Origin of the sequence: Pseudomonas sp. NFACC16-2 (assembly GCF_900119205.1) — a bacterium.
In the GTDB taxonomy this organism is placed as follows: Bacteria; Pseudomonadota; Gammaproteobacteria; order Pseudomonadales; family Pseudomonadaceae; genus Aquipseudomonas; species Aquipseudomonas fluorescens_Q.
The window spans coordinates 1-20,532 of record NZ_FPIX01000068.1 but is presented as its reverse complement, the minus strand read 5'-3'; the positions used below and the strand labels follow the sequence as shown (position 1 = coordinate 20,532).

17 protein-coding genes and 3 pseudogenes are annotated in these 20,532 nt (G+C 51.0%); 9 read left to right on the top strand and 11 right to left on the bottom strand.

Going from position 1 to position 20,532, the window contains the following annotated elements:
- A partial coding sequence (locus tag BT116_RS29135) for a transposase (protein WP_139271917.1) occupies window positions 1-316 on the top strand: 316 nt, incomplete at its 5' end.
- A 30-nt stretch (window positions 317-346) separates the two neighbouring features.
- On the opposite strand, the gene BT116_RS29130 is transcribed toward BT116_RS29135, so the two are convergent.
- Window positions 347-976: a hypothetical protein gene (locus BT116_RS29130; RefSeq protein ID WP_256572613.1), complete on the bottom strand. Its 630-nt coding sequence runs from the start codon at window positions 974-976 to the stop codon at window positions 347-349.
- Window positions 977-1,298: 322 nt separating this feature from the next.
- Here BT116_RS29130 and BT116_RS29125 point away from each other — a divergent pair, with 322 nt between their 5' ends.
- From BT116_RS29125 to queC, 3 genes are all read left to right on the top strand, one after another.
- Window positions 1,299-2,273: an alpha/beta fold hydrolase gene (locus BT116_RS29125; protein WP_371856196.1), complete on the top strand. Its 975-nt coding sequence runs from the start codon at window positions 1,299-1,301 to the stop codon at window positions 2,271-2,273.
- Between the two features lie 171 nt (window positions 2,274-2,444).
- Entirely contained in the window at window positions 2,445-6,515 is a 4,071-nt protein-coding gene (locus BT116_RS29120; protein ID WP_072349174.1) for a dermonecrotic toxin domain-containing protein, read from the top strand.
- Window positions 6,516-6,771: 256 nt separating this feature from the next.
- Entirely contained in the window at window positions 6,772-7,467 is a 696-nt protein-coding gene (queC, locus tag BT116_RS29115; protein WP_072349171.1) for a 7-cyano-7-deazaguanine synthase QueC, read from the top strand.
- A gap of 50 nt (window positions 7,468-7,517) precedes the next feature.
- Here the strand turns inward: queC and BT116_RS29110 are convergent, their stop codons facing one another.
- Window positions 7,518-8,396, bottom strand: a complete 879-nt coding sequence (locus BT116_RS29110; protein WP_072349169.1) for a queuosine precursor transporter — start codon at window positions 8,394-8,396, stop codon at window positions 7,518-7,520.
- Window positions 8,389-8,985: a helix-turn-helix transcriptional regulator gene (locus tag BT116_RS29105; protein WP_072349167.1), complete on the bottom strand. Its 597-nt coding sequence runs from the start codon at window positions 8,983-8,985 to the stop codon at window positions 8,389-8,391. Before BT116_RS29105 ends, BT116_RS29110 begins: the two co-directional genes overlap by 8 nt.
- Before the next feature lie 373 nt (window positions 8,986-9,358).
- Here BT116_RS29105 and BT116_RS29100 point away from each other — a divergent pair, with 373 nt between their 5' ends.
- Together BT116_RS29100 and BT116_RS29095 are read left to right on the top strand one after the other, a co-directional pair.
- Window positions 9,359-9,688: a DUF6124 family protein gene (locus BT116_RS29100; protein WP_072349165.1), complete on the top strand. Its 330-nt coding sequence runs from the start codon at window positions 9,359-9,361 to the stop codon at window positions 9,686-9,688.
- Between the two features lie 30 nt (window positions 9,689-9,718).
- Window positions 9,719-9,972: pseudogene (locus BT116_RS29095) on the top strand (hypothetical protein).
- 140 nt (window positions 9,973-10,112) lie between these two features.
- Here BT116_RS29095 and dinB read toward each other — a convergent pair.
- From dinB to BT116_RS29065, 6 genes and pseudogenes are all read right to left on the bottom strand, one after another.
- Window positions 10,113-11,168, bottom strand: a complete 1,056-nt coding sequence (gene dinB / locus BT116_RS29090; protein ID WP_072349163.1) for a DNA polymerase IV — start codon at window positions 11,166-11,168, stop codon at window positions 10,113-10,115.
- Window positions 11,169-11,192: 24 nt separating this feature from the next.
- Window positions 11,193-13,127, bottom strand: coding sequence for an ornithine decarboxylase (speC, locus tag BT116_RS29085; protein ID WP_083569209.1), 1,935 nt, complete (start codon window positions 13,125-13,127; stop codon window positions 11,193-11,195).
- Window positions 13,099-14,325: an MFS transporter gene (locus tag BT116_RS29080; RefSeq protein ID WP_072349160.1), complete on the bottom strand. Its 1,227-nt coding sequence runs from the start codon at window positions 14,323-14,325 to the stop codon at window positions 13,099-13,101. The genes speC and BT116_RS29080 overlap by 29 nt, the downstream gene beginning before the upstream one ends.
- Before the next feature lie 55 nt (window positions 14,326-14,380).
- On the bottom strand, window positions 14,381-14,737 hold the full coding sequence (speD, locus tag BT116_RS29075) for an adenosylmethionine decarboxylase (RefSeq protein WP_083569207.1): 357 nt from the start codon (window positions 14,735-14,737) through the stop codon (window positions 14,381-14,383).
- A gap of 67 nt (window positions 14,738-14,804) precedes the next feature.
- Entirely contained in the window at window positions 14,805-16,214 is a 1,410-nt protein-coding gene (locus BT116_RS29070; protein WP_072349156.1) for a radical SAM protein, read from the bottom strand.
- 642 nt (window positions 16,215-16,856) lie between these two features.
- A pseudogene (locus BT116_RS29065) lies at window positions 16,857-17,155 on the bottom strand (LysR family transcriptional regulator); the annotation flags it as partial.
- Here BT116_RS29065 and BT116_RS29060 point away from each other — a divergent pair.
- The gene (locus BT116_RS29060; RefSeq protein WP_072349154.1) at window positions 17,119-17,382 is read left to right on the top strand and encodes a hypothetical protein; all 264 of its coding nucleotides are present in this window, start codon (window positions 17,119-17,121) and stop codon (window positions 17,380-17,382) included. The pseudogene BT116_RS29065 and the gene BT116_RS29060 overlap by 37 nt on opposite strands.
- 62 nt (window positions 17,383-17,444) lie before the next feature.
- Here BT116_RS29060 and BT116_RS29055 read toward each other — a convergent pair whose 3' ends face one another.
- Both BT116_RS29055 and BT116_RS29050 read right to left on the bottom strand, forming a co-directional pair.
- Window positions 17,445-17,732 carry an addiction module antidote protein gene (locus tag BT116_RS29055; RefSeq protein ID WP_072349152.1) on the bottom strand — a complete coding sequence of 96 codons (288 nt, stop codon included), beginning with the start codon at window positions 17,730-17,732 and terminating at the stop codon, window positions 17,445-17,447.
- 24 nt (window positions 17,733-17,756) lie between these two features.
- Complete coding sequence (locus BT116_RS29050; protein WP_072349150.1) at window positions 17,757-18,650, bottom strand: LysR family transcriptional regulator; 894 nt, start codon at window positions 18,648-18,650, stop codon at window positions 17,757-17,759.
- 221 nt (window positions 18,651-18,871) lie between these two features.
- Here BT116_RS29050 and BT116_RS29045 point away from each other — a divergent pair, with 221 nt between their 5' ends.
- Window positions 18,872-20,047, top strand: coding sequence for an MFS transporter (locus tag BT116_RS29045; protein ID WP_371856197.1), 1,176 nt, complete (start codon window positions 18,872-18,874; stop codon window positions 20,045-20,047).
- A 237-nt stretch (window positions 20,048-20,284) separates the two neighbouring features.
- Window positions 20,285-20,532, top strand: a pseudogene (locus BT116_RS31280) (IS4 family transposase); the annotation flags it as partial.

Here is a 20,532-nt window from a genome sequence, read left to right as displayed (position 1 = left end):
TACCGACAGCGATGCGTTTATCGCATTTTTAGGGATGGACTTGCGGGTCGATGATTCCGGAAAAAAGAATGGCGCCCGGTATCTATCCAAGAAAGGCGATCCCGAGATACGCAGACTCGCTCATATCGCCGCAATGACCGCGTGCCGCTCGTCTAGATGGAAACCATTTTACGAGTCGTACCTGGCGAGAGGCTTCTCAAAAACCCAGGCATTGGTGGTGCTAGCCCGCAAGCTTTGCCGAGTGGCATTTGCCTTGATGAAAAATCAGAGCGAATACCAACCAGCGCCTATGTTGCAGGGTTGCCCTGCAACATAGAATCTCCCACAGTGGATCTATGCTGTACGCTCATTGGATGTTCTCCTTCACCTCATTCGAGTGCAAGTAATGAACATCCGCCAATTTGAGAGCGGGCAAAAAGTCTTCTGCCATCGGCACGCCTTCACGCACGATGATCAGAAAACGTCTCTGAAGCGTATTGATGATCTCGTCGCCATTGCTCAAACGGCTGCCGACCAGGGCGATATTACTGTTGGCTGCCCCCGCGGCGGTTACGATCCGCGCGGTGCTGCCATCGGCATACACAACCTGGTCGCCTTTCTGCGCGGCTCGTACTTTCCAGCCATTATCCAAGGTGAACGTCAACGACGATGACACTTGCTGGATCGTTGCGCCGTTACGGGTCTGGCTGCCCTCGGTGGCCACTCGGTAAATAGCGATTGGGGGATGAGCTTTGACGAATGCTTTTTGACGATTGATAAATGTAATGACTTTTTCGTCAACACCATCGAGTTGCTGTTGCGCCAAGTACAGATCGTCCAAATGACGGAGATAGTCACGGGAGACTTCGTTGGTGTAGAGGGCGTACAAAGATGAGTGCATTTCCAAGGCCTTATTCACGGGCTTCAGGCGGGTCCCCTTTCCGCCGGGAAAGAGCACTGAGCCAGACAATTCGGAATGATGAATAAAACGTTGCAACGCAGGCGAATCGCAACCCCAACACCGTGGGCATCTGGAGCGAATAGGAAACATCGCAACTAGAAACGGGACTTTTCCTACAGCCAACAGGAGTCCTATGCAAGTTCCGCCCTGCTTTTTTTCACCTGCAACTGCTCTGCCGGGGCTCAATCGGAACAATTGCCGTTTGTCGGTACTGTCAACTTCGACAGTATCGATGGCATGCGCAAAGCCACAAGCTTTAAATGCCTTAAAAACACCTTAGAAGTTAACGCTCGATAAACAGTTCGCCGTTACTTATGAGCTGCACGGCGTAGCTCATGAAATTAACTCGGCTCCCAAAATGGACAAGAAAATGATGGACACAATAGCCTGGTCGGGCGCCATCGCCTTATCTTCTCGACACCAGGCCACATCGCCTTCTGTGGAACAAAATATTGTTGTAGGGGGTGCATCGTTCACACGGGCCTACGTGTACGTGAACGGCATCCGCATGCACTATCTTATAAGCGGTGATGGCGCAAACCCTGTGTTGCTGGTGCATGGGTTCCCGGGAAGCTGGCGCAATTGGGCGGTATTGATGGGGCCATTGGTGCGTGCCGGTTATACGCCTATCGTTCCTGATTATCGCGGTGCTGGAGAAACCGATATTTCAGAAAGCGGCTATGATAAAAAAAATATGGCGCATGACCTGCACGAGCTGGTCATCCACCTGAATATCAAACAGGTTGATATTGTCGGCCATGACATGGGTTTAATGATTGCCTATGCCTACGGAGCCCTTTATCCCGATGAAACCAAACGTATTATCCTGATGGACGGATTCATCCCTGGCATCCCAGGGTGGGAAACGGCTTATAACGGAGACCCGCAAGCCCGCATTGCCAGCAAGTGGCATTTCCGCTTCTTTGGCAAGACGGCTCTCAGCATGATCCAAGGTCAGGAAAAAACTTACCTGGACATGTTTTTTGACGACTTTGTATTCCCCGGCAACGACACAATGCCGGACGAGGTGCGTGTGGCGTTGGTGAAAGATTATTCCCAGCCCGGACGCATGGAGGCGGCCTTCAAGCTTTATTCAGCCTGGATAGAGCATGATGTGGGTGATAATCAAGCATACGCCAACAATAAACTGACGGTGCCTGTGCTCACTATCGGCGGGGACCATTCGAGAGGAAACACCTTGGCCGAGCAAGTCAAATGTATCACCACGCAACCGTACTCTTTTATATTGCACAACACCGGACATTGGGTACTGGAAGAAAGAACACAGGCGACCTGCGAGGCGATCCTGGTATTTCTGCGTGATAAAACATGATCGTGAGCATGCCCCGTCAAGGCGCATCGCGAACAGGCTCGCTGCCACATCGATTATGTATCCACCACACCGGTACACCGCCTGTCGCCGCTCCATGCGGTATCTATATACCGCCCCCTCTTCGCGCGCCTTCAATAGGTTGTTCCTTCCGAAAACTTTCAGGAAGAGAACATGCTGGAGAACACCCCCTTACAAACCGCTAGCGCCCTGCTGATACACCAACTCAATGCCTCGCAGCAGCAAATGATCCGTCTGAACGATGCCGTTCCGCGCGCCTCGGAAGTGGCTGCGCGGCACTTGGATGATGGGTTCAGGCAAGCCTTCCCGACCCTGGTGAACAAGCTGGCCGTCAAAGAAATACTCGTGTGCCGGCTACAAGATGAAGCCGTCCCCCCAACTGAACGCGCAACCAACGCGCCGGCGTTTAAAAAGGTGGCGCAAACAGTCCCCCTCGACACGCTCTTCTGGCGTGCGGTGGCAGGAAAGATCAATGCCCACGAGTTCTTCGACGATTTGGGCAATATAGACATCATCACCGAGCTGAACAGCGTCACGGAGATGCCGGCAGCCCTGAATAACCGTGACGCCAAGCAAGCAATCAAGCAACTGATAAGCTTCACCCCAACGTCGTATGAACAAATGCTGGCGCGGGCACTGGACAACTTCTGGGACACCCCGCCCGACGTTAGCCAGGACCGCAGCGTCAGCCAATGGCTGGCCGATGAATTCGGCAGGCAACTCAAGGCACAGGCCGATCTCCAGCAACTGGATGGAACCCTGAGCCTGCCGCTGCACAAGGCGCTGACGGAACATGCGCTGTCGGCACCGGACGCAACGTCTCGCGCCAGGCTGGCGGAGCGTGACCGGCCTGGGGTCTACAGCCTCAGTATCACCCCCGAAGGATGGGGGTTCAGCGTGCCGGTGTCAGGTGCTGTTGCACTGACCCGGCATGACAATACCGACTACCCGGCAAGCGCGGTGTTGTACAGCTTGGGCAAGCCGCTGGAGGTGTACGCGGACCTGACGGCGCTGAAGGCCAGCCTGGAGGCCGACGATAACGTTAAGCATGACGTGACAATCGCCCCCATCGCCGGGAACTTCCTTGCCTACCTGGTTATGGATCTGCGAGCGGCGCAAAAAACCGCCGTGAGCGACGCGTTGCTGAACGGGCCGGGAGATGATGAGAAAATCAGCGCCTGGATCGCCAGGCTGGATATCGCGGCGAACCTCAAGGACAGGCTGGACCTGGCCGGCGCCATGGACGAGCGCGCGCTACGGCTGTACCAGAAAAAACTGGACGACTGGCTGCACGCCAACCCGAATGTGATCGGCAGCGACCGCGTGGCCTGGTGGAACGCGCTACAGGACCTGCAGATAACCCTGGCGGATACCCCACCCCCGCCAGATCCCGTGATGCTGGCGTCCCCTGACGCCCTCCAGGACCGGACCCGCAAGTTGCTCGCCGGCTTCATCAAGGACAAATACGCCCCAGTCGATCCTGACCAGGTATCCCTATGTATCCGCAAGCAGACCATCGACTCGCACGCGCCCACGGGCGAGTCACCGTTCGGATCCGGGGTCTCGCTAGGCAGCGCGAAGGCGATATTCGACGATTGCCGTTCCATGACGCTGTGGGCCATGTCCAACCTGACACCGGACGAACGCAACGCTTCCCACCACACCGAAGAGGGGCCGCTGAGCTTTGCACAGATCGTGGAGATCATCGAAAGGGCAAATGTGGGTGCCCGTATCCCGCCCGCGTTGCTGCTTGCGGCCCGGGAGCGCCAGGCACAATGGATGGCTCTGAAAGCCAAACAAATGCGGGCGCAGGCGTGGGCCGCGCATATATCGGGGGACTTTACACACGATAAGGACAACACCGGCCTGAACCTGGTGCTGGCGGCGTTGGACAGCGCAATGCCTGAGGAACGCCGCAAGGTCAACGGGCACGAGGTGGTGGTGCGGCAGATCCAGTGGGGCGACAGTGTGCTGAAAGAGCTGCTGGCCTTTGGCGTCAGGAAACTGTCCAGCCGGCCTTCATTGACGCTGTACACGCCGGGTGCGCCGGACGGAAAAGTGTTCAGGGACATCCACGCAGGAAGCGAAAGGGAGTTGGAAGCGGTCCTGGTCAAGACACTCATCAGCACGCTGGAAATGACCCGCTGGCTGATTTCCCAACTGCCGCTGATGGAACAAGCCGATCAGCTTGCCAGCCTGGTGCCGGCTGCGGAAAACCTGACGCTCAACGAGAAGATAAAGAAAGTCACGCAGTCCACCTTCTCATGGATAAAGCATCGGGTTCAGGATGATTTCGCCTTGAAGGTCGCCTCCCCCGTGGTCAAAGGCGACCTGCTCAAAGCACTGCACGAAACGCAGATCAGCCACGCGCTCAAGACGGCTGACGCGCTGATGGTAACGAACGCCGAGCGCGACAGCGCAGCGGCCCAGGAAGGACGCAGGAACGGCGTTACCTTGCTGGCGGGCGCGATGGCCATGTTCTACGCGGGCCGCCTGGGCGGGGTACTGGGCCGCGCGATCCTGCCGACAATGGCCGGGGGCGCCGCGGTGTCGGCCATAAAAGACGAGGGTGGCAGCTTCAGCCAGTGGGCCAGTGATTTCATCAGCGGGCTGGGTGAGGTCGTGGCAGAGGCCGGGCAGGACCTGATCATGGCGCGCGCGGCACGACGCCGGGACAAGACCCGCCCGGAGCTGTCTTCCCTGCCCCGTATGCCCGACCCCGAGCTAGGCCCTTTTCTCCTGAAAGGTTTTGACAGCAAAGGGCTCGTCCCCGAGGGTCGCAACCTGTACAGGGACGCGTCCGGCCAAGCCTATTTGAAGATGGGGCATGACTACTGCAAAACCGCGATCCAGGAAAGCCTGCGGATTATCTACGCGCCCAACAATCGTACCCATCAACGGACGGTGACGTGGAAAAACGGTCGCTGGCACATCGAAGAACCGCAACGCCTGCTCGGTGGCGGAGGCCTGCATAGCCTGTTCAGTCGGGCCCCGGAAACTGCGCAACAGAAAACCTATAACGCCTTGGTGGAGGGCATCCTGGTCGACCATCACTGGCCTTCTCGACGGGTGGTGAATACGGTAAAGAAGATCATCCACTCGATGCCCGAGGAGCTGGCCGAACGCATCCTGCGCGAGAGCATGAATGACATCGACGTGCCCGATATAGACACCTACCTTTCACGAATCAACCAGATCAACAAGGGCCTCCACGGCCTCGGGCAACATAAGAAGCCCCACGAAAGCCTGCTGTACAAGTTCAACGTGTGGCAGGCCGTCGACTACTGCAGCCGAGACATCGACTCCCAGGTAAAGGGGATCCAACTGACGGACGCGCAAAAAATAAAAATTTTCGACATGACCCTGCCACTCAAGAAGGAGCTTTTCGACAACGAAGGCAACTTCAAGATGATGATGTCCTCCTTGCCAGACAACCTCACCGGCGCATTATTCATCACCATCGTCCCTGAACAGGGAAAGAAGAAAGCCGCCATGACCAAGATACAGGACGATATTCATGAGGTGGTCAAAGTCGCGGAAAAGCGCGTCTGGGAGGACCTGGGCGCGCTGTTTACAGGAGAAGGTCCCGAGGTAGAGGCTGCCAGGGAGGACTATAAAACGAACCCCGCAAACTTCGCGGAGTACAAAAAGAAAAAGCTCAGCGCGTTCCGGGACGAGATGAAAAAAAGACACAAACCCGGGCTCCTGACGGAAATCCGCAACAACAAGATTCCTTATGTCATCGCCAACAAAGGCAAGTCACAGCGCAAGACGTTACTGGTCACCGGAGAGGACATTACCAACTTCGCAAAAAATCTCTCGAACTACGACACGTTTGATATCGAGGTCGTGACCCAAGTCCCGACGAAGAAGGTCACTGGCACATCACCTACCACCAGCACTTCACCAGTACTGGGGGAAGCATCCACCGCAATAGACAAGTTTACGGTGAGTCTCAGCACGCTGGCTGAAACACAGATGTCCTATGACAACTTTCCCGAAGCGGCCCGAGCCAAGATCAACGAAATCATGGATGACATTCGAGCCGGCAGGGCCACGACAAAACGCATCAACAAATATTACTGGTACGACATGGCCCAGCTATCCCCTGGCAGCGGCAGAGGCGCATGGCGCGCCGCATTCGAACGCAAGGGCGATACGTGGATACTCCAGGGTTTTTATGATTACCACGCCAATAAACCTGCGACGGTGTGGGAAGGCTAAGTGAAAAAATAGAGGAGCGAGGTGAGTACCGCCTGCCACGGCAAGCGCCGCCGCGCACGGACAATTCCAATTGGCGAGGATTCTCCGGTGTGCGGCACCCGCCGTGGCAGCGATCTTCTAGCGGCTTCACTTGCGACTGAAAACACAAATAGAGAAAGCGGAGCACGTAAATTCGGAAACTTCCCACAACAAGGTGTTGAACTTCGGGCTAGGGTCACTCCTTCAGCACCTATTGGGACAGGTCCAAATGAATGAAATGACAAAAAAAGCAGTCATCGTTTTCAGCGGCGGCCAGGATTCGACTACCTGCCTGGTTCACGCCTTACCCCGGTACGACGAAGTTCATTGCATCACGTTCGACTACGGCCAGCGCCATCGTCAAGAAATCGAAGTGGCGCAACAACTCTGTAAGGCACTTGGCGTGACCGTTCATAAAATATTGGACACCACCCTGCTCAACGAACTGGCCATCAGCAGCCTCACCCGCGACAACATTCCAGTGCCCGCGGCCAACAGCGATGGAGATGGCCTGCCCAGCACCTTCGTGCCTGGGCGCAATATTCTGTTTTTGACCCTGGCGTCTATTTATGCGTATCAGGTGGGTGCGAAAACGCTTATCACCGGTGTGTGTGAAACCGACTTCTCTGGCTATCCGGATTGCCGCGATGCGTTTGTGAAGGCGCTGAACATCGCCATTGAACTGGGCATGGATTATCCCTTGCGCATCGAGACGCCCTTGATGTGGCTGAACAAAGCCCAAACCTGGGCGCTGGCCGACTATCACGGGTGGTTGGAGTTCATCGATCAACAGACACTGACATGCTACAACGGCATCAAGGGCAGAGGCTGCGGTGACTGCGCCGCCTGTCATCTGCGCGCAAAGGGCCTGAGCCACTACCTTGAAAACCGGGTGGAGATCATGAACAGCCTGAAGACAAAACTGGATTTATAGGCACAACGCTCGAAGGGTAATGGGCTATGAGGCAATAGCCCATTGAGCTCTTATGCAGGCTGGGCACCGGTTACATACTTTCGAAACAACGCCCTGGCGCCGTAGGCGGGTAGTACATTAAAAACAGCAAAACACATTTTTATCACTATCTGAACATAGACTATGTTTAAGATTTCCGAAACCGGCATCTTCCCATAAAATGCGATAAAACAAAAAATATAGCTATCTATTATCACCGCAAAGAATGTACTGAGAAAAACCCGCAAGAATAAATATCTAGAATTTGTGAGTTCTTTTATTCGACATAGCAAATAGGAATTCACATACTCAGAAAAAACGAAAGAAACCGACGACGCTACTAACACAGCTAGCACATGAGAGACAACCTCACTGTAGGGACCGTCAAGCTTCCAACCCGACAGTCCCGGAAGCCAACTGCTGCCACTTAACAAAACAAGAATAAACGCGTTACTTGCAAACCCAAACAGTATCGCCTTTCGTGCCAGCCTAAACCCATAAAACTCATTCAGCATATCCACCACAAGAAAAGTCAACGGATATAAAAAAACACCTGGAGTAACCACCACATCAAAATATTCTATATAGACAAGCTTTGCGGCGGAAATATTAGTAAATATATATATCGCAAACAACATCAAATTCAAAAACACGTAAATCAACCATGATCGTTCATGACGATCCCTGACCTCGTAAGCCGTCAGTGCTGTTCCGCCCGAATAGTATTTCTTATAAACCTCCCGAATCTCCGACTTATTTAAATCATCTACAACTTCACTACGCAATAAATTCTCCAACTTTATTCTGATGACTTGTCCGGTTGCTATCACCATGACGATCGCGAGGCTTTTATGGTTTTCAAAGCCCAACAGTTTATATCTACTGTTCTCCACTCCTGAGCTATCAGCCATTGAAACGTTCCTCTATTATATCTCCAATCACAACAACTACATCCGGATCAACGCAAATCTCAGCAACGACGAAAAATCTGTCGATTACTTTATCGTACACCAGCTTTTCACCTTCTCTGGTCCATGCACCTTTCTTCACTATCAGTAAATCACCAGCATCATTCATCCCATTGATTTTGTTTTCCAATAAAACGCCTATCAAATTACACGCCGTGCCGAAATAATAAGTCAAAGAATGACTGACAATCAGCTCACCAATTCGCTTATTCATATTCTGAATGACCTGGCTTTCCTTGATGATCGGCACCGCAGCAGGGTTCATATTTCCATACAAGGAAACGCTGCTCTCTATAATCTCCTTCTCTTCAAAATCCACCGTCTCTATTTCTTCATAAAAAACACCAAAAAAATCGGATATCTTGCGAATAGTGGACTGCTGTACGTTAACAACCCGGCCTTCTAGGATGTTGTAGATAGTTGTTCTGGTCAAACCGCTCGCATTACACAAGGACAGCTGTGTTTCCCCACGGCTCTTGATAAGGTATCTAATATTATTCCGTAGCTTTTCTGTCCGATCTCTTTTAAACATCTACGCCTCGCTACTTCCTTATAGTCACAACAAATCAAACACCTTGACGGAATACCTTCGAAAGTGATTTTCATAGGGTGGGGCATGTTACACACCCCGCCTCTCAGAAAAAACACTTATATTTGAAATGCAGGGCATTTCCTACACACAAAGATCTTCGATTACGAATCGAGCGATATTTCTTACACCAATAAAAGAAAACCCTGAAGGAATTTCATAGACTCAATACAAATGAATCATTTTTTTACATAGATGTTAAATAATTTGATGGGCGCCAAAGGGTTTTCTGCTAAATATTACTGACCGTCAGTCAATACATAGTCCGGCTGGACAAATAAGAGTGACGCCCCTTAAATCTTGCAAGGAGCTCAACATGAACAGGACACCCCCCAACCTCCCTGAGTCCCCAGACTTCGACGACTCCCGAATGTACGACCCTGGCCGTCCCGAGCCTGCCAGTCATGTGTTCACGATCATTCCGGATGTCGACACCGAGTCCCTGCTTTGCCACGCCTGCGAAACCCTTGCCTCGCTCAACGTCATGACCGCCGACCTCGCCTGCGAATTGCAAGGCCCGCGACGCAACGTGGCGCTGGCCATCCAGCAGCTGGCCGTGCTGGGCGAACTACTGGTCAACCGCGCCCTAGACAACCTGGCCCCGCCCCACGGGCGATCTGCTGTTTTATTTAACAGTCAGCGCTGAGCGGCGCTCCTTTAAACGGAGTTTTCAGTCATGGATCGATACATGCCTGCCACTGACATCGACAGCACCATCGCCTCGTTATGGATCGACACCGAGGCCCCCTTGGACGAGCTCTATGAAACCGCGGCCTACCGCATCCGCGCCGTGACCCAACTGCTGGAGGGGATGGTTTTCGAAGAAGGGGTTTACAGCGAACTGGCGCGGGTATCGGTGATGCCATGCGCGAAAGCTGCGAGGAGCTGGACGTCATAGACCGCCGGGTGCATCCGCAGATTTGCGCGTAACAACAAACAAGGCGCCTTGCGGCGCCCCTCCGGAGGGAGATTAGTCCATATCACAGATATTCACTTAACTGAGCCGAACTATCCCGCATGTTTGTACAGAATTCCAGAAATGGCCTGACAAGGGATGCTGCAAAGCCACGTTACCATTTAAAGGAAAGTTGACGTTCAAATAATGGATCACGCAATGTAGCATTTAGACCAATTAATCTAACGCCGCGATCGTTTCGCCTGGTTTCCCAGACGTATCTCGCGGTAGATAAGGAAGTTGCGACATCTAACTCCTGATTTTTATGTTCATGGGTGGTGATAGAAAAATCATCAAACTTAAATTTTACGCCCTGCCGGCTGATACCTAAGTCCGCACTGTATTGCTGCAACTTACAGTACAATTCTGGGTAGAGTGTACGGACTGTGCACTCACACTCTTGCCAGCTATGTATATCTTTAGGCAACGTTAACTCAACACCTACAGTTTTTCTAACTGGGTCAGTGCAGATGTGATTAGTGTCGATGCCATGACAACGCTGCCATATTTCGAACCCCAACTTTCCAAACACCTTAACAATCGTAATAAGATCACTTTGCTGAACATCTGCGCAAGTGTAAAAACCAAGTATAGCGAGCCGCCTTGCTGTTTTAGGCCCAACACCTGGAATTTTATACAAGGGAAGGGACCGGATAAAAAAATCGACTTGATCGGGGGAAATAACATACTGTCCGTTGGGTTTATTTATATCTGAAGCGATTTTCGCCAAAAACTTAATCGGTGCCACACCCGCAGAAGCTGTCAATTCCAACTCATTATAGATAGCTCTGCGAATCTCTTGCGCAATCAAGGTCGCAGACCCGTAACATACAACGCAATCAGTGACATCAAGGTAAGCCTCATCCAATGAGAGCGGTTCGATTCTATGGGTATAACGGGAAAAAATCTCATGTATCTGTTTAGATACACTCTCATAAACACCCATCCGAACTGGAAGAAGCTTAATATGCGGACATAGCCTGAGCGCCTTTACTGTCGACATAGCACTGTGAATACCGTAGCGCCTAGCTGGATAATTTGCCGCACATATAACCCCCCTACTTTCTACGGTGCCGCCAATGGCGATAGGTATGTTGACAAGCTCTGGATTTTCACGCATTTCTATGGCGGCGAAAAAGCAGTCCATATCGACATGGATGATTTTTTGCATAGAAAATTTCTCATGAAAGATCGCTTAATTTTTCACCACATACACATAAAAACGTCTCAACCCATTGTCTTCCATTCGTACATGAGCGCCCTGTATGTCTGACCCAAAATACGAAAAGGCATTCATAAATGTCTCGATGGCTATAATATATTCAAGTACAGCACCTCCCCATTGCTCACCTGGCGCAAGACATACAATACCGGGTGGATAAGGTATCAATCCCTCAGCTGCTATTCGTCCCCGGGCGGCTGATAAAGGCACAAGTTCGACATTGCCGCGTACCCACTCATGATTTGCGTCTTGGGGAGATAACAAAACTCGCGGAAAATGTTCTTCGCTAAACATATCTTTTTGCAATTTATTGAAACTCAAGCGAGAATACATTGCATGTATTTCTTGGCAGAGATGGCCTATCGTGTAGCCCTCATAACGAACACGATCCGAATCATACAGTGAGGGAATCACATCAGCCAAAAGCGAATCCGCCTTTATGTGCAACTCGAATTCACACAACCAGAAAACCAAAGTTTCAATCTTTGAATAACTTAATGCTGGCGTAAGCAAGAACATAATCGAATAACAATCGGCTTTCTCCGGTACAACACCGTTCTCCCTTAAATAGTGTGCGAGTATGACTGCTGGAATCCCCCCGTTTGTGTATTGCCCACTCATCGAATCCATTCCCGGCATTATTAACTGTAATTTACAAGGATCAATCGTATATTGAGAAGTGGCATACCCTTTAAAATCATGCCAACTGTCCTCTGGACGAAACTCAAAAAAACGATAATCGTCTAAAATCGTATTCGTTTGGTGATCTTGCCAGGGCTTGCCGTCAACGAAAGGAGGCACAAATGGAGTTATGTATTCGCAGGAATTAAATATATATTTGCGCGCCTCAACACCCATACGCACACACGCCTCCCACATGCGCTGTCCATTTCCTTCCGAATGCATTTTCGCATTAACATCGATCGATATAAACAACGGGTAAAAGGGACTCGTTGATGCGTGCAACATAAAAGCGTTATTGAAACGATCATGGTCGCAGTATCGATTCTGCAATTTGACATGATCGTCTTTCTTGTGAATCTGAGAAGTCTGGGAAAAACCCGCAAGTTGCTTGTGGACCGATTGAGTAACAATAATCCCCGGGCTATTTTCGTCAAGATCTAACAACAGAGGGGAATAACTTTTCATAAAACCTATAAATTGCTCATACCCTAACCATGCTGAATCGAACAAAATGTAATCACATAAATGGCCTATTTTTTCCACAACATATTTAGCATTGCAAACCGTTCCATCCCACGTACCCAGCTGAATAATAGCGAGTCGAAAGGGACGTTCTTTTTCCGCAAACTCAGGGTTGATTTCGTTAAGTCTACTGCGTAAATATCCCTCATCAAAGCAGCAATTATTAATTCCACCGATAAGCCCTAGGGCATTTCGTGAAGTTTCTAAATAAAGAGGCGTAGCGCCAGCCTGAATCAAGGCACCGTGATAACAGGATTTATGATTATTTCTATCAAATAGAACAATATCTTCAGGAGCGAGCAACGCATTAGCAACCACTTTATTTGAGGCAGAGGTGCCATTAAGAACAAAATAGGTTCGATCAGCATTAAAAACCGCCGCCGCATATTTTTCTGCCTCACCAGGAGGCCCCTCATGACTCAAAACTCCACCGAGCATAGGATCGGCATGAGGCACGTCAGCAAGAAATATATTTTCTCCAAAAAAATCCAGAAACTGTCTTCCAACAGGATGTTTGGAAAAGAACTCCGTCCCCTGATGGCCTGGACATGCAAAGGTAATATTTTCTCTGGAGAGATAATGAGCCAGTGCCTTGAAAAAAGGCGGCGGGTTATCATCCCCATATCCATGAGTCGTTGTTACCGATGACTCCGCTAAATCAACCATGCCTTGATTAACATTGACTACCTTTCTTTTTTTCATTTTTTCCCCGTCTTAATTGATAATTCACACTACTGGCTGCCACCGCAATCATTATTGAAAGACCAGAAAATGCTCCCGCCCCCAGTATTAGTGAGAGCATTCCTGAAACAAGCCCTGATGCTGCCTCGCAGGTATTGGCGATCGTCGAATAGATACCATAATTTTTTCCAAGCTCTCTTTCCTCCGAAAGTGATTGGATATTGGTAATGATAGATATATCCACGATCGCCCCCGAGAAGCCCAGAAAAAAAACAATACAAAACAGACCATATAAGCTGTAATTTATGATGATTGAAACAGCAAGAAATAACATGCCGTACATCGCCCAGGACTTCATCAACTGCAATGGGGTCGAGTCGTTCACAAGTCGTGTATAACAGACGCCACCCAAAACGGTACCCAACGACATCAGAGAGAAAATATAACCGACAAGCTTTTCATCCTCGTAGATATTTATTATTGATGCCGGCAACACAAATCTGAGTAGCGAGGCGGTAAAAAGAACACAGATTGAGGTCCCTACAATAACCATGAATAGATTTCTTTTTCTATAAAACATATCAACAACAACCACTCTTGCCTCAGCAAAAATATTTAACACCACCAACTTCTCAGAAACACCGGAAATGTTCTCCTTCAAAAAAAACAGCAGAAGCACCGACATAAAATAAGTCAGAGCATATATTAAAATTACGTCACCTTTATCGCCCCATGCAATTACCAACGAACAGACTAACGGTCCAAAAATTGACGCAACATCCTCTATTATTTGAAGAAAGCTGTTGCCCGCAGGTAAATCTTTTTTTTCAAGCACGCTGGGTAAATAGGCTCGGAAACTTGGCTGAAATAGGGCTCTGCCGATGGTCATTACCATAGCACTGGCGATCAAGACATATATATTTAAGTAGCCACTCACATAAGTAATGTACAGCCCCCCAGCAGTGATAAAGCGTAAAACATCTGCAAGCAACATATTCCGCTTATATGAAACTGTATCAGCAAGCCAACCGCCCACAGGCCCAAAACACAGATAAGGGATAAATCTAAAGAAATACACCAACCCCAAATAATACAAATCAAAATCAAGCAACTCAATTGCAAGTATAACGAAGACCACCTCATATGCGAAATCTCCGGCTTTCGATATAAGGCTAGCCCCATAAAGCGGAAGGGTATTCCGATCAAAAATCACACTCACACTTACTCCCCCGACAACAAACAAATCAACTCAGAACACGTACAGCTTAATGCAATCAAGCGCCTCGATGAATAATGGATTTACGTACTGTTTTTGGATTCAAATTATCTATAAGAGCATCTAGAATTAGATCAGTCTGACAGTTGCCGCAAGTGAAAATATCGAAAAATAAAAAGCCACACTCAGGGTAAGTATGAATCGATGCATGAGATTCCGACAGTAAAACCAGCGTGGTCACACCGTGCGGGATGAATTTTTTCGATATATAACCACAAACAGTTGCCCCACCAGTCGACACTGAGCTAAGCAATAAACTTTCGAGCAAGGGCAAATTGTCCAGCATCTGGAACTCCAAGCCCATAAGTTCTCCAAATATGTGGGTTCCTTGGGATATTTCACTCAATGCCTGCATTTTTTTTGCACTCCAAGAAATTATGATTTTTATATCTTTAGCACCTCAGACATAAAAACACTTTTAATTAAGACCCCTTGAAAAACACCTCACTTTCGGAAATATCCCGTATGGAGTCAGCTAGTTGCTCAGCTATAAAGCTATCCATAGACTCCTGCTCCTTGGTAGGGAGTAGGTAGTACATTATGTTTACGTAATTGTACCAACCTGTTTTAGTGAGAAGATATTGCGTTTCGCTTTCAGCTAAAAGTGCCGCCCGCTTAAGATGATTTATTTTTGTTAGGACCTCAGGGGACAGGGTTGCGGGCAGTCGTTTCTTTTCTACCGAACCAAAGTATGGCAGCCTTAAAGCTAACGGGCGTAATACGTCTAACTCGCTGCTGTGCTTCAGTACTTGAAATGTATCGGCGGAACCACTTTCCCCGATGAACGCAGATATGTATTTACTTTTCAAACTGGTATTTATAATTTTCGCACCATACACACTACTAATTGCGCTGACGCCAAACCCAATCAAATCGTGATCACAATAACCATACACATGCTCATGATATTCGAATTTATAGCCTTCGTAGACTACTCTCGGGCTAATAGAGTTAGCGCCTACTTTACGATAACCGTGTCCATTATGCGGCATATACCCTCTTGAACGCATATAGGCATCAACCAACATATTCATCGCGAATTTTCTTGTCGCCGATGTAGGAACATTCTTTAACATTGCTAGTTTTCGGTGTAGTGCCGGCTGAGTCATAATATTATCGATAGGATAGATATCTATGTTGCTAACTTCCGTATCACACGCCAATCTCAAATCAGATATTAATTCTTCTTCTGTATGTCCAGACATACCGTACAAAATATCAAATGATACGGTAGGAAAATTTTCGGAAAGCATATCGATGCTACGTTTAATCTGATCGAGCGTCGCAGTTAGAGTGAATAGATCCCGCCACTTTTTAGAAAATGTTTGCAGACCAAATCGCGGGTGAGTCACCCCGATACTGCGCATTGCACGGACTTTTTCAGAAGTAAGGCTTTTAACTTCTATTTCAAAAGAGAATTCTTTGACTTTTGTCAAATCGAAGTTGCGATGCAAAACCGTACCAATCCGCATGATTTGATCGGCGGACAGCATAGATGGCGTTCCGCCACCGAAAAAAACTGCATTTATAGGTACATCACTTAAGCGAAGATACTGACTTTTCGTTTCTATCTCATTAATCAATGCCTGCACATATAGCTCAATCACATTCGGATCACTCACTCGACCACGAGTGAATGGGCAAAAGGAGCAAATTGTATCGCAGAACGGAATATGCAAATATAAAGCTCGTTTCCTGGCGGTTATATTTGCGCCCGTCATTAATTCTGCTATTTTCTTCTCATCAACGACGGCCCCCGAACCGGGAAAAAAGAAGTTATACACTGGATATTGCATATCAAAAGGAAGCAAGTCTGAACTAATGAGATCCACATTCAGTCTCCTTATAATTTCTATATTGCGGTCATCCCTAACCGCAATATGTTTCAGTTAATATTACCAAGCTCGGCTACCAAACTCCTTCGTCTGCGCATTTGGCTTCTGGCTTCTTTTGAACAGGTTTTTTGCACTTTTCATGGTTTTCTCCAATATTAATTATTTTCTTGCCCAAGGCATCCTCAGGCAACTTAGATTCAAATGATTAATTCGAATCATGTCAATCGCGAATCAAAGCGACTTCGAGATATTCGCGTACATTCAAACAGCCTCCGCGTAGGACAATTCACACGCGAGCTGTAAGACCAATTAAAGGAAAATAGCTCTACCTCGTACTGCGTTCTGTAGGACGTGAAGATTTTCTATTTGCTCACTCACTGAAACCTATCGAAACAATTCGAGGAGGTTTTATATTGAACTATCGACGGGTTTTGCTGAAAAAACGCCGAACTCCTGGTTTTTTGACACAGGCGCTGGACGAGATCTGCTGAAAACCCTGCAACCAAGTGCAGTTATTCTCACCTGTGTCACTCAATGATTTCCGGCGTGCTTGTTTGCCTGCTGACGCGCCACTCAACGGCCCTTGTCGGTCCTGTATAACTACTTCGGTGATGGACTTTACTTTCTGCCAAGACTTCCCTAGACGTCTATATTCCCAATCAACAACTCCACAACCCCCTTCGCCATCGACGAACGCAAGTCCTTGCGCTACGCCAGCCACACCGCTGACACCGCCGCCGGATCAAGTAGCGACCGATAGTCCACGCCGTCGATGCGCATGCGTTGGTAAGACGCCGGCAGCACCGAAACGCCGAGCCCTGCGCCACCAGGCCGATGATCCGTCATGGCTTCGCCAGCTTCTGGGCGAAGTGCAGGCTGAAGCCGGCGTCGCGGGTCAGGAATTGCGCGTAGAGGCCGCTGCCGTAGCTGCGGGGGAACCGACATCGACAGCACCATCACCTCGTTATGGATCGACACCGAGGTCCTCATGGACGTGCTCTATGAAACCGCGGTCTACCGCATCCGCGCCGTGACCCAACTGCTGGAGGGGCCGGCCTTCGAAGAAAGGGTTTACAGCGAACTAGCGCGGATATTGGTGATTGCCCTACCCTGCGACGTCTTGGACGTCATCGGCCGCCGGGTGCGCCCGCAGATTTGCGCTTAACAACGAATAAGGGCGCCTTTCGGCGCCCTTCACATAGGCAATTTTTTATCACGTTGATCTGCTCAGGTACCGGCATGCAGCTTCAACCCCAACGCTTTTACAACTTTCAAAATGGTGCCGAATTCAGGATTCCCCTCCCCCGACAAGGCACGGTAAAGATTTTCCCGTGATAGCCCGGCATCACGGGCCACCTGGGTCATTCCGCGAGCTCGTGCAATGGCTCCCAGGGCTTTTGCGATGAAGGCGGGATCGTCCCCGGCCTCCTCCAAGCATGCATTCAAATAATTAGCCACGTCCTCTTCGGTCTTGAAGTACTCGGCAGAGTCCCAACGGGTGAACAGTTCTGTCATGGTTTTGCTCCTGTCAGGATTCCACTAGCCGTCTATATTTTCAGTCAACAACTCCACAAACCCCTTCGCCATCGGCGAACGCTGGTCCTTGCGCTGCACCAGCCACACCGCTGACACCGCCGCCGGATCGAGCAGCGGCCGGTAGACCACGCCGTCGATACGCATGCGTTGGTAAGACGCTGGCAATACCGAAACGCCCAGCCCCGCCGCCACCAGGCCGATGATGGTCATGGCTTCGCCGGCTTCCTGGGCGAAGTGCGGGCTGAAGCCGGCGTCGCGGGCCAGGTTCAGGAGTTGCGCGTACAGGCCGCTGCCGTAGCTGCGCGGGAAGAACACGAACGGTTCCTGGGCCAACGCCGAGAGAAACAGGCCTTCTTCGTTGCCCTGGGCCAGCGGATGTTTGGCGCTGAGCACGGCCACCAGCGGTTCGCGGCTGAGTTCGATTTCCCTCAAGGCGTCGGGCAGTGGCAACGGCCGCATGATGCCCACCTCGATTACCTCGTCCACCAGCGCATCGGCCACTTGGGTGCTGCTCATTTCCCGCAGGTTCAGGTGCACCGCGGGAAAGCGCTGGCGGAACGAGAAGATCGCCTGGGGAATGGTGGAGTTGAACGGTGCCGAAGAGGTGAAACCGATTTTCAGTTCTCCCAGCTCCCCCAACTGGGCGCGGCGGGCCACATCAGCCGCCTTGTCGACCTGGACCAACACCCGTCGGGCTTCCTCGAGGAACAGTCGCCCGGCCTCGCTCAGCTCGACCCGACGATTGGTACGCTCGAACAACCGCGCCCCGATCTCCTGTTCCAGGGCCTGGATCTGCTGGCTCAAGGGCGGTTGGGAGATACCCAGGGCCAAGGCGGCGCGGCCGAAATGCAGTTCCTCGGCAACGGCGATGAAGTAACGCAGGTGGCGCAATTCCATGGGCAATCCAATAGGTCGTAAAACGTCTTAAACAGGTCGAACAATATATTGGATAGAAACGTTAGCCGGCTATATGCTTTTTTCATTGCCTGCCTGGCCGTGCTCCTTCGAGGTTCAACGTGAAAACTGCTGTCGCTCCACTGGCCCATGAAATCCCACCTCGTGTGCAAGATGAGGTCGTCGCCGAACTGAAGGACATCTACATCGAAAAAGGCACGCCCATGTTCATGCGCACGGTGCTGGCACTGTTCAGCGGCGGCTTTGCGACGTTCGCCCTGTTGTATTGCGTGCAACCGATGATGCCGCTGTTGTCCACGGAGTTTTCCATCAACGCGGCGCAGAGCAGCCTGATCCTGTCGGTGGCGACTGGCCTGCTCGCCATCGGCCTGTTGATCACCGGCCCGATTTCCGACCGCATCGGTCGCAAGCCCGTCATGGTCGCCGCGCTGTTCGCCGCCTCGCTGTGCACGATCGCCAGTGCCATGATGCCGACCTGGCACGGCGTGCTGCTGCTACGCGCCCTGGTGGGGCTGTCTTTGAGCGGCTTGGCTGCAGTCGCGATGACCTACCTGAGCGAAGAAATCCATCCCAAGCACATCGGCCTGGCGATGGGGCTGTACATTGCCGGCAACGCCATCGGCGGCATGTGCGGACGCCTGATCACCGGGGTCTTGATCGACTTTGTCAGTTGGCACACCGCGATGCTGGTGATCGGTGGCCTGGCCTTGATCGCGGCGGCGGTGTTCTGGAGGATTCTCCCCGAGTCGCGCAACTTCCGTCCTCGCTCGCTGCACCCGCGTAGCCTGCTGGACGGTTTCATCATGCACTTTCGCGACGCCGGCTTGCCGCTGCTGTTTCTCGAAGCCTTCGTCTTGATGGGCGCGTTCGTCACCCTGTTCAACTACATCGGTTACCGCCTGCTGGCCGAGCCTTATCACTTGGATCAGGCCTTTGTCGGGTTGCTGTCGGTGGTGTACCTGTCGGGCATCTACAGCTCGGCGAAAGTCGGCGCACTGGCGGACAAGCTCGGCCGGCGAAAAATGCTCTGGGCGACCATCGCCCTGATGCTGGCCGGCCTCATGCTGACCATGGCCACACCGCTGTGGCTGGTGGTGCTGGGCATGCTGGTGTTCACCTTCGGCTTCTTCGGCGCCCACTCCGTCGCCAGCAGCTGGATTGGCCGTCGTGCCCTCCAGGCCAAGGGCCAGGCGTCGTCGCTTTATCTGTTCAGCTATTACGCCGGATCGAGTGTCGCCGGTACGGCGGGCGGCGTGGCCTGGCACTTGGGCGGGTGGAACGGTGTCGGTCTGTTCATCGGCACCTTGCTGGTGGTGGCGTTGCTGGTGGCGGTGAAACTGGCGAAGTTACCGTTGTTGCCGGGGAATGTTCAGGTTTAGGTCCAATGCAGTCCCTGTCCAAACCAGGGACAGAATAGACACTTTGTGGCGAGGGGATTTATCCCCGCTGGGCTGCGCAGCAGCCCTAAAGCAGTGAACTCAATCTTCCTGGCACACCGAGTTGCCTGGTGTAGGGGCCGCTTCGCAGCCCAGCGGGGATAAATCCCATAGGCGCTAACCAAACTCCAAAAATAGTAAACTGATCCGCAATTGAGATGAGTTGCAAGGAAAGCAAGTGTGACACCAGGACTAGATGAAGATTGGCCAAAGCTGTTAGCGCTATTGCCTGCGGGATGGGAAGCCAAGGCCAGGGAATTGGGGGCGTTGAAGTTCGGGCGCCGTTTCACCCCAGAGACTTTATTACGCACCCTATTGCTGTATCTGAGCAGCGATTGTTCGATGCGCGAAACGGCGGCGCGAGCCGACGTAGAATTGTCGGATGTTGGCTTGCTCAAACGAGTCGATAAATCGGGGAATTGGCTGGG

Coding starts and splice junctions, on each gene's coding strand:
- BT116_RS29125 (WP_371856196.1), top strand. CDS start 1,299: ATGGACAAGAAAATGATGGACACAATAGCCTGGTCGGGCGCCATCGCC.
- BT116_RS29120 (WP_072349174.1), top strand. CDS start 2,445: ATGCTGGAGAACACCCCCTTACAAACCGCTAGCGCCCTGCTGATACAC.
- queC (WP_072349171.1), top strand. CDS start 6,772: ATGACAAAAAAAGCAGTCATCGTTTTCAGCGGCGGCCAGGATTCGACT.
- BT116_RS29110 (WP_072349169.1), bottom strand. CDS start 8,396: ATGGCTGATAGCTCAGGAGTGGAGAACAGTAGATATAAACTGTTGGGC.
- BT116_RS29105 (WP_072349167.1), bottom strand. CDS start 8,985: ATGTTTAAAAGAGATCGGACAGAAAAGCTACGGAATAATATTAGATAC.
- BT116_RS29100 (WP_072349165.1), top strand. CDS start 9,359: ATGAACAGGACACCCCCCAACCTCCCTGAGTCCCCAGACTTCGACGAC.
- dinB (WP_072349163.1), bottom strand. CDS start 11,168: ATGCAAAAAATCATCCATGTCGATATGGACTGCTTTTTCGCCGCCATA.
- speC (WP_083569209.1), bottom strand. CDS start 13,127: ATGAAAAAAAGAAAGGTAGTCAATGTTAATCAAGGCATGGTTGATTTA.
- speD (WP_083569207.1), bottom strand. CDS start 14,737: ATGCAGGCATTGAGTGAAATATCCCAAGGAACCCACATATTTGGAGAA.
- BT116_RS29055 (WP_072349152.1), bottom strand. CDS start 17,732: ATGACAGAACTGTTCACCCGTTGGGACTCTGCCGAGTACTTCAAGACC.
- BT116_RS29050 (WP_072349150.1), bottom strand. CDS start 18,650: ATGGAATTGCGCCACCTGCGTTACTTCATCGCCGTTGCCGAGGAACTG.
- BT116_RS29045 (WP_371856197.1), top strand. CDS start 18,872: ATGTTCATGCGCACGGTGCTGGCACTGTTCAGCGGCGGCTTTGCGACG.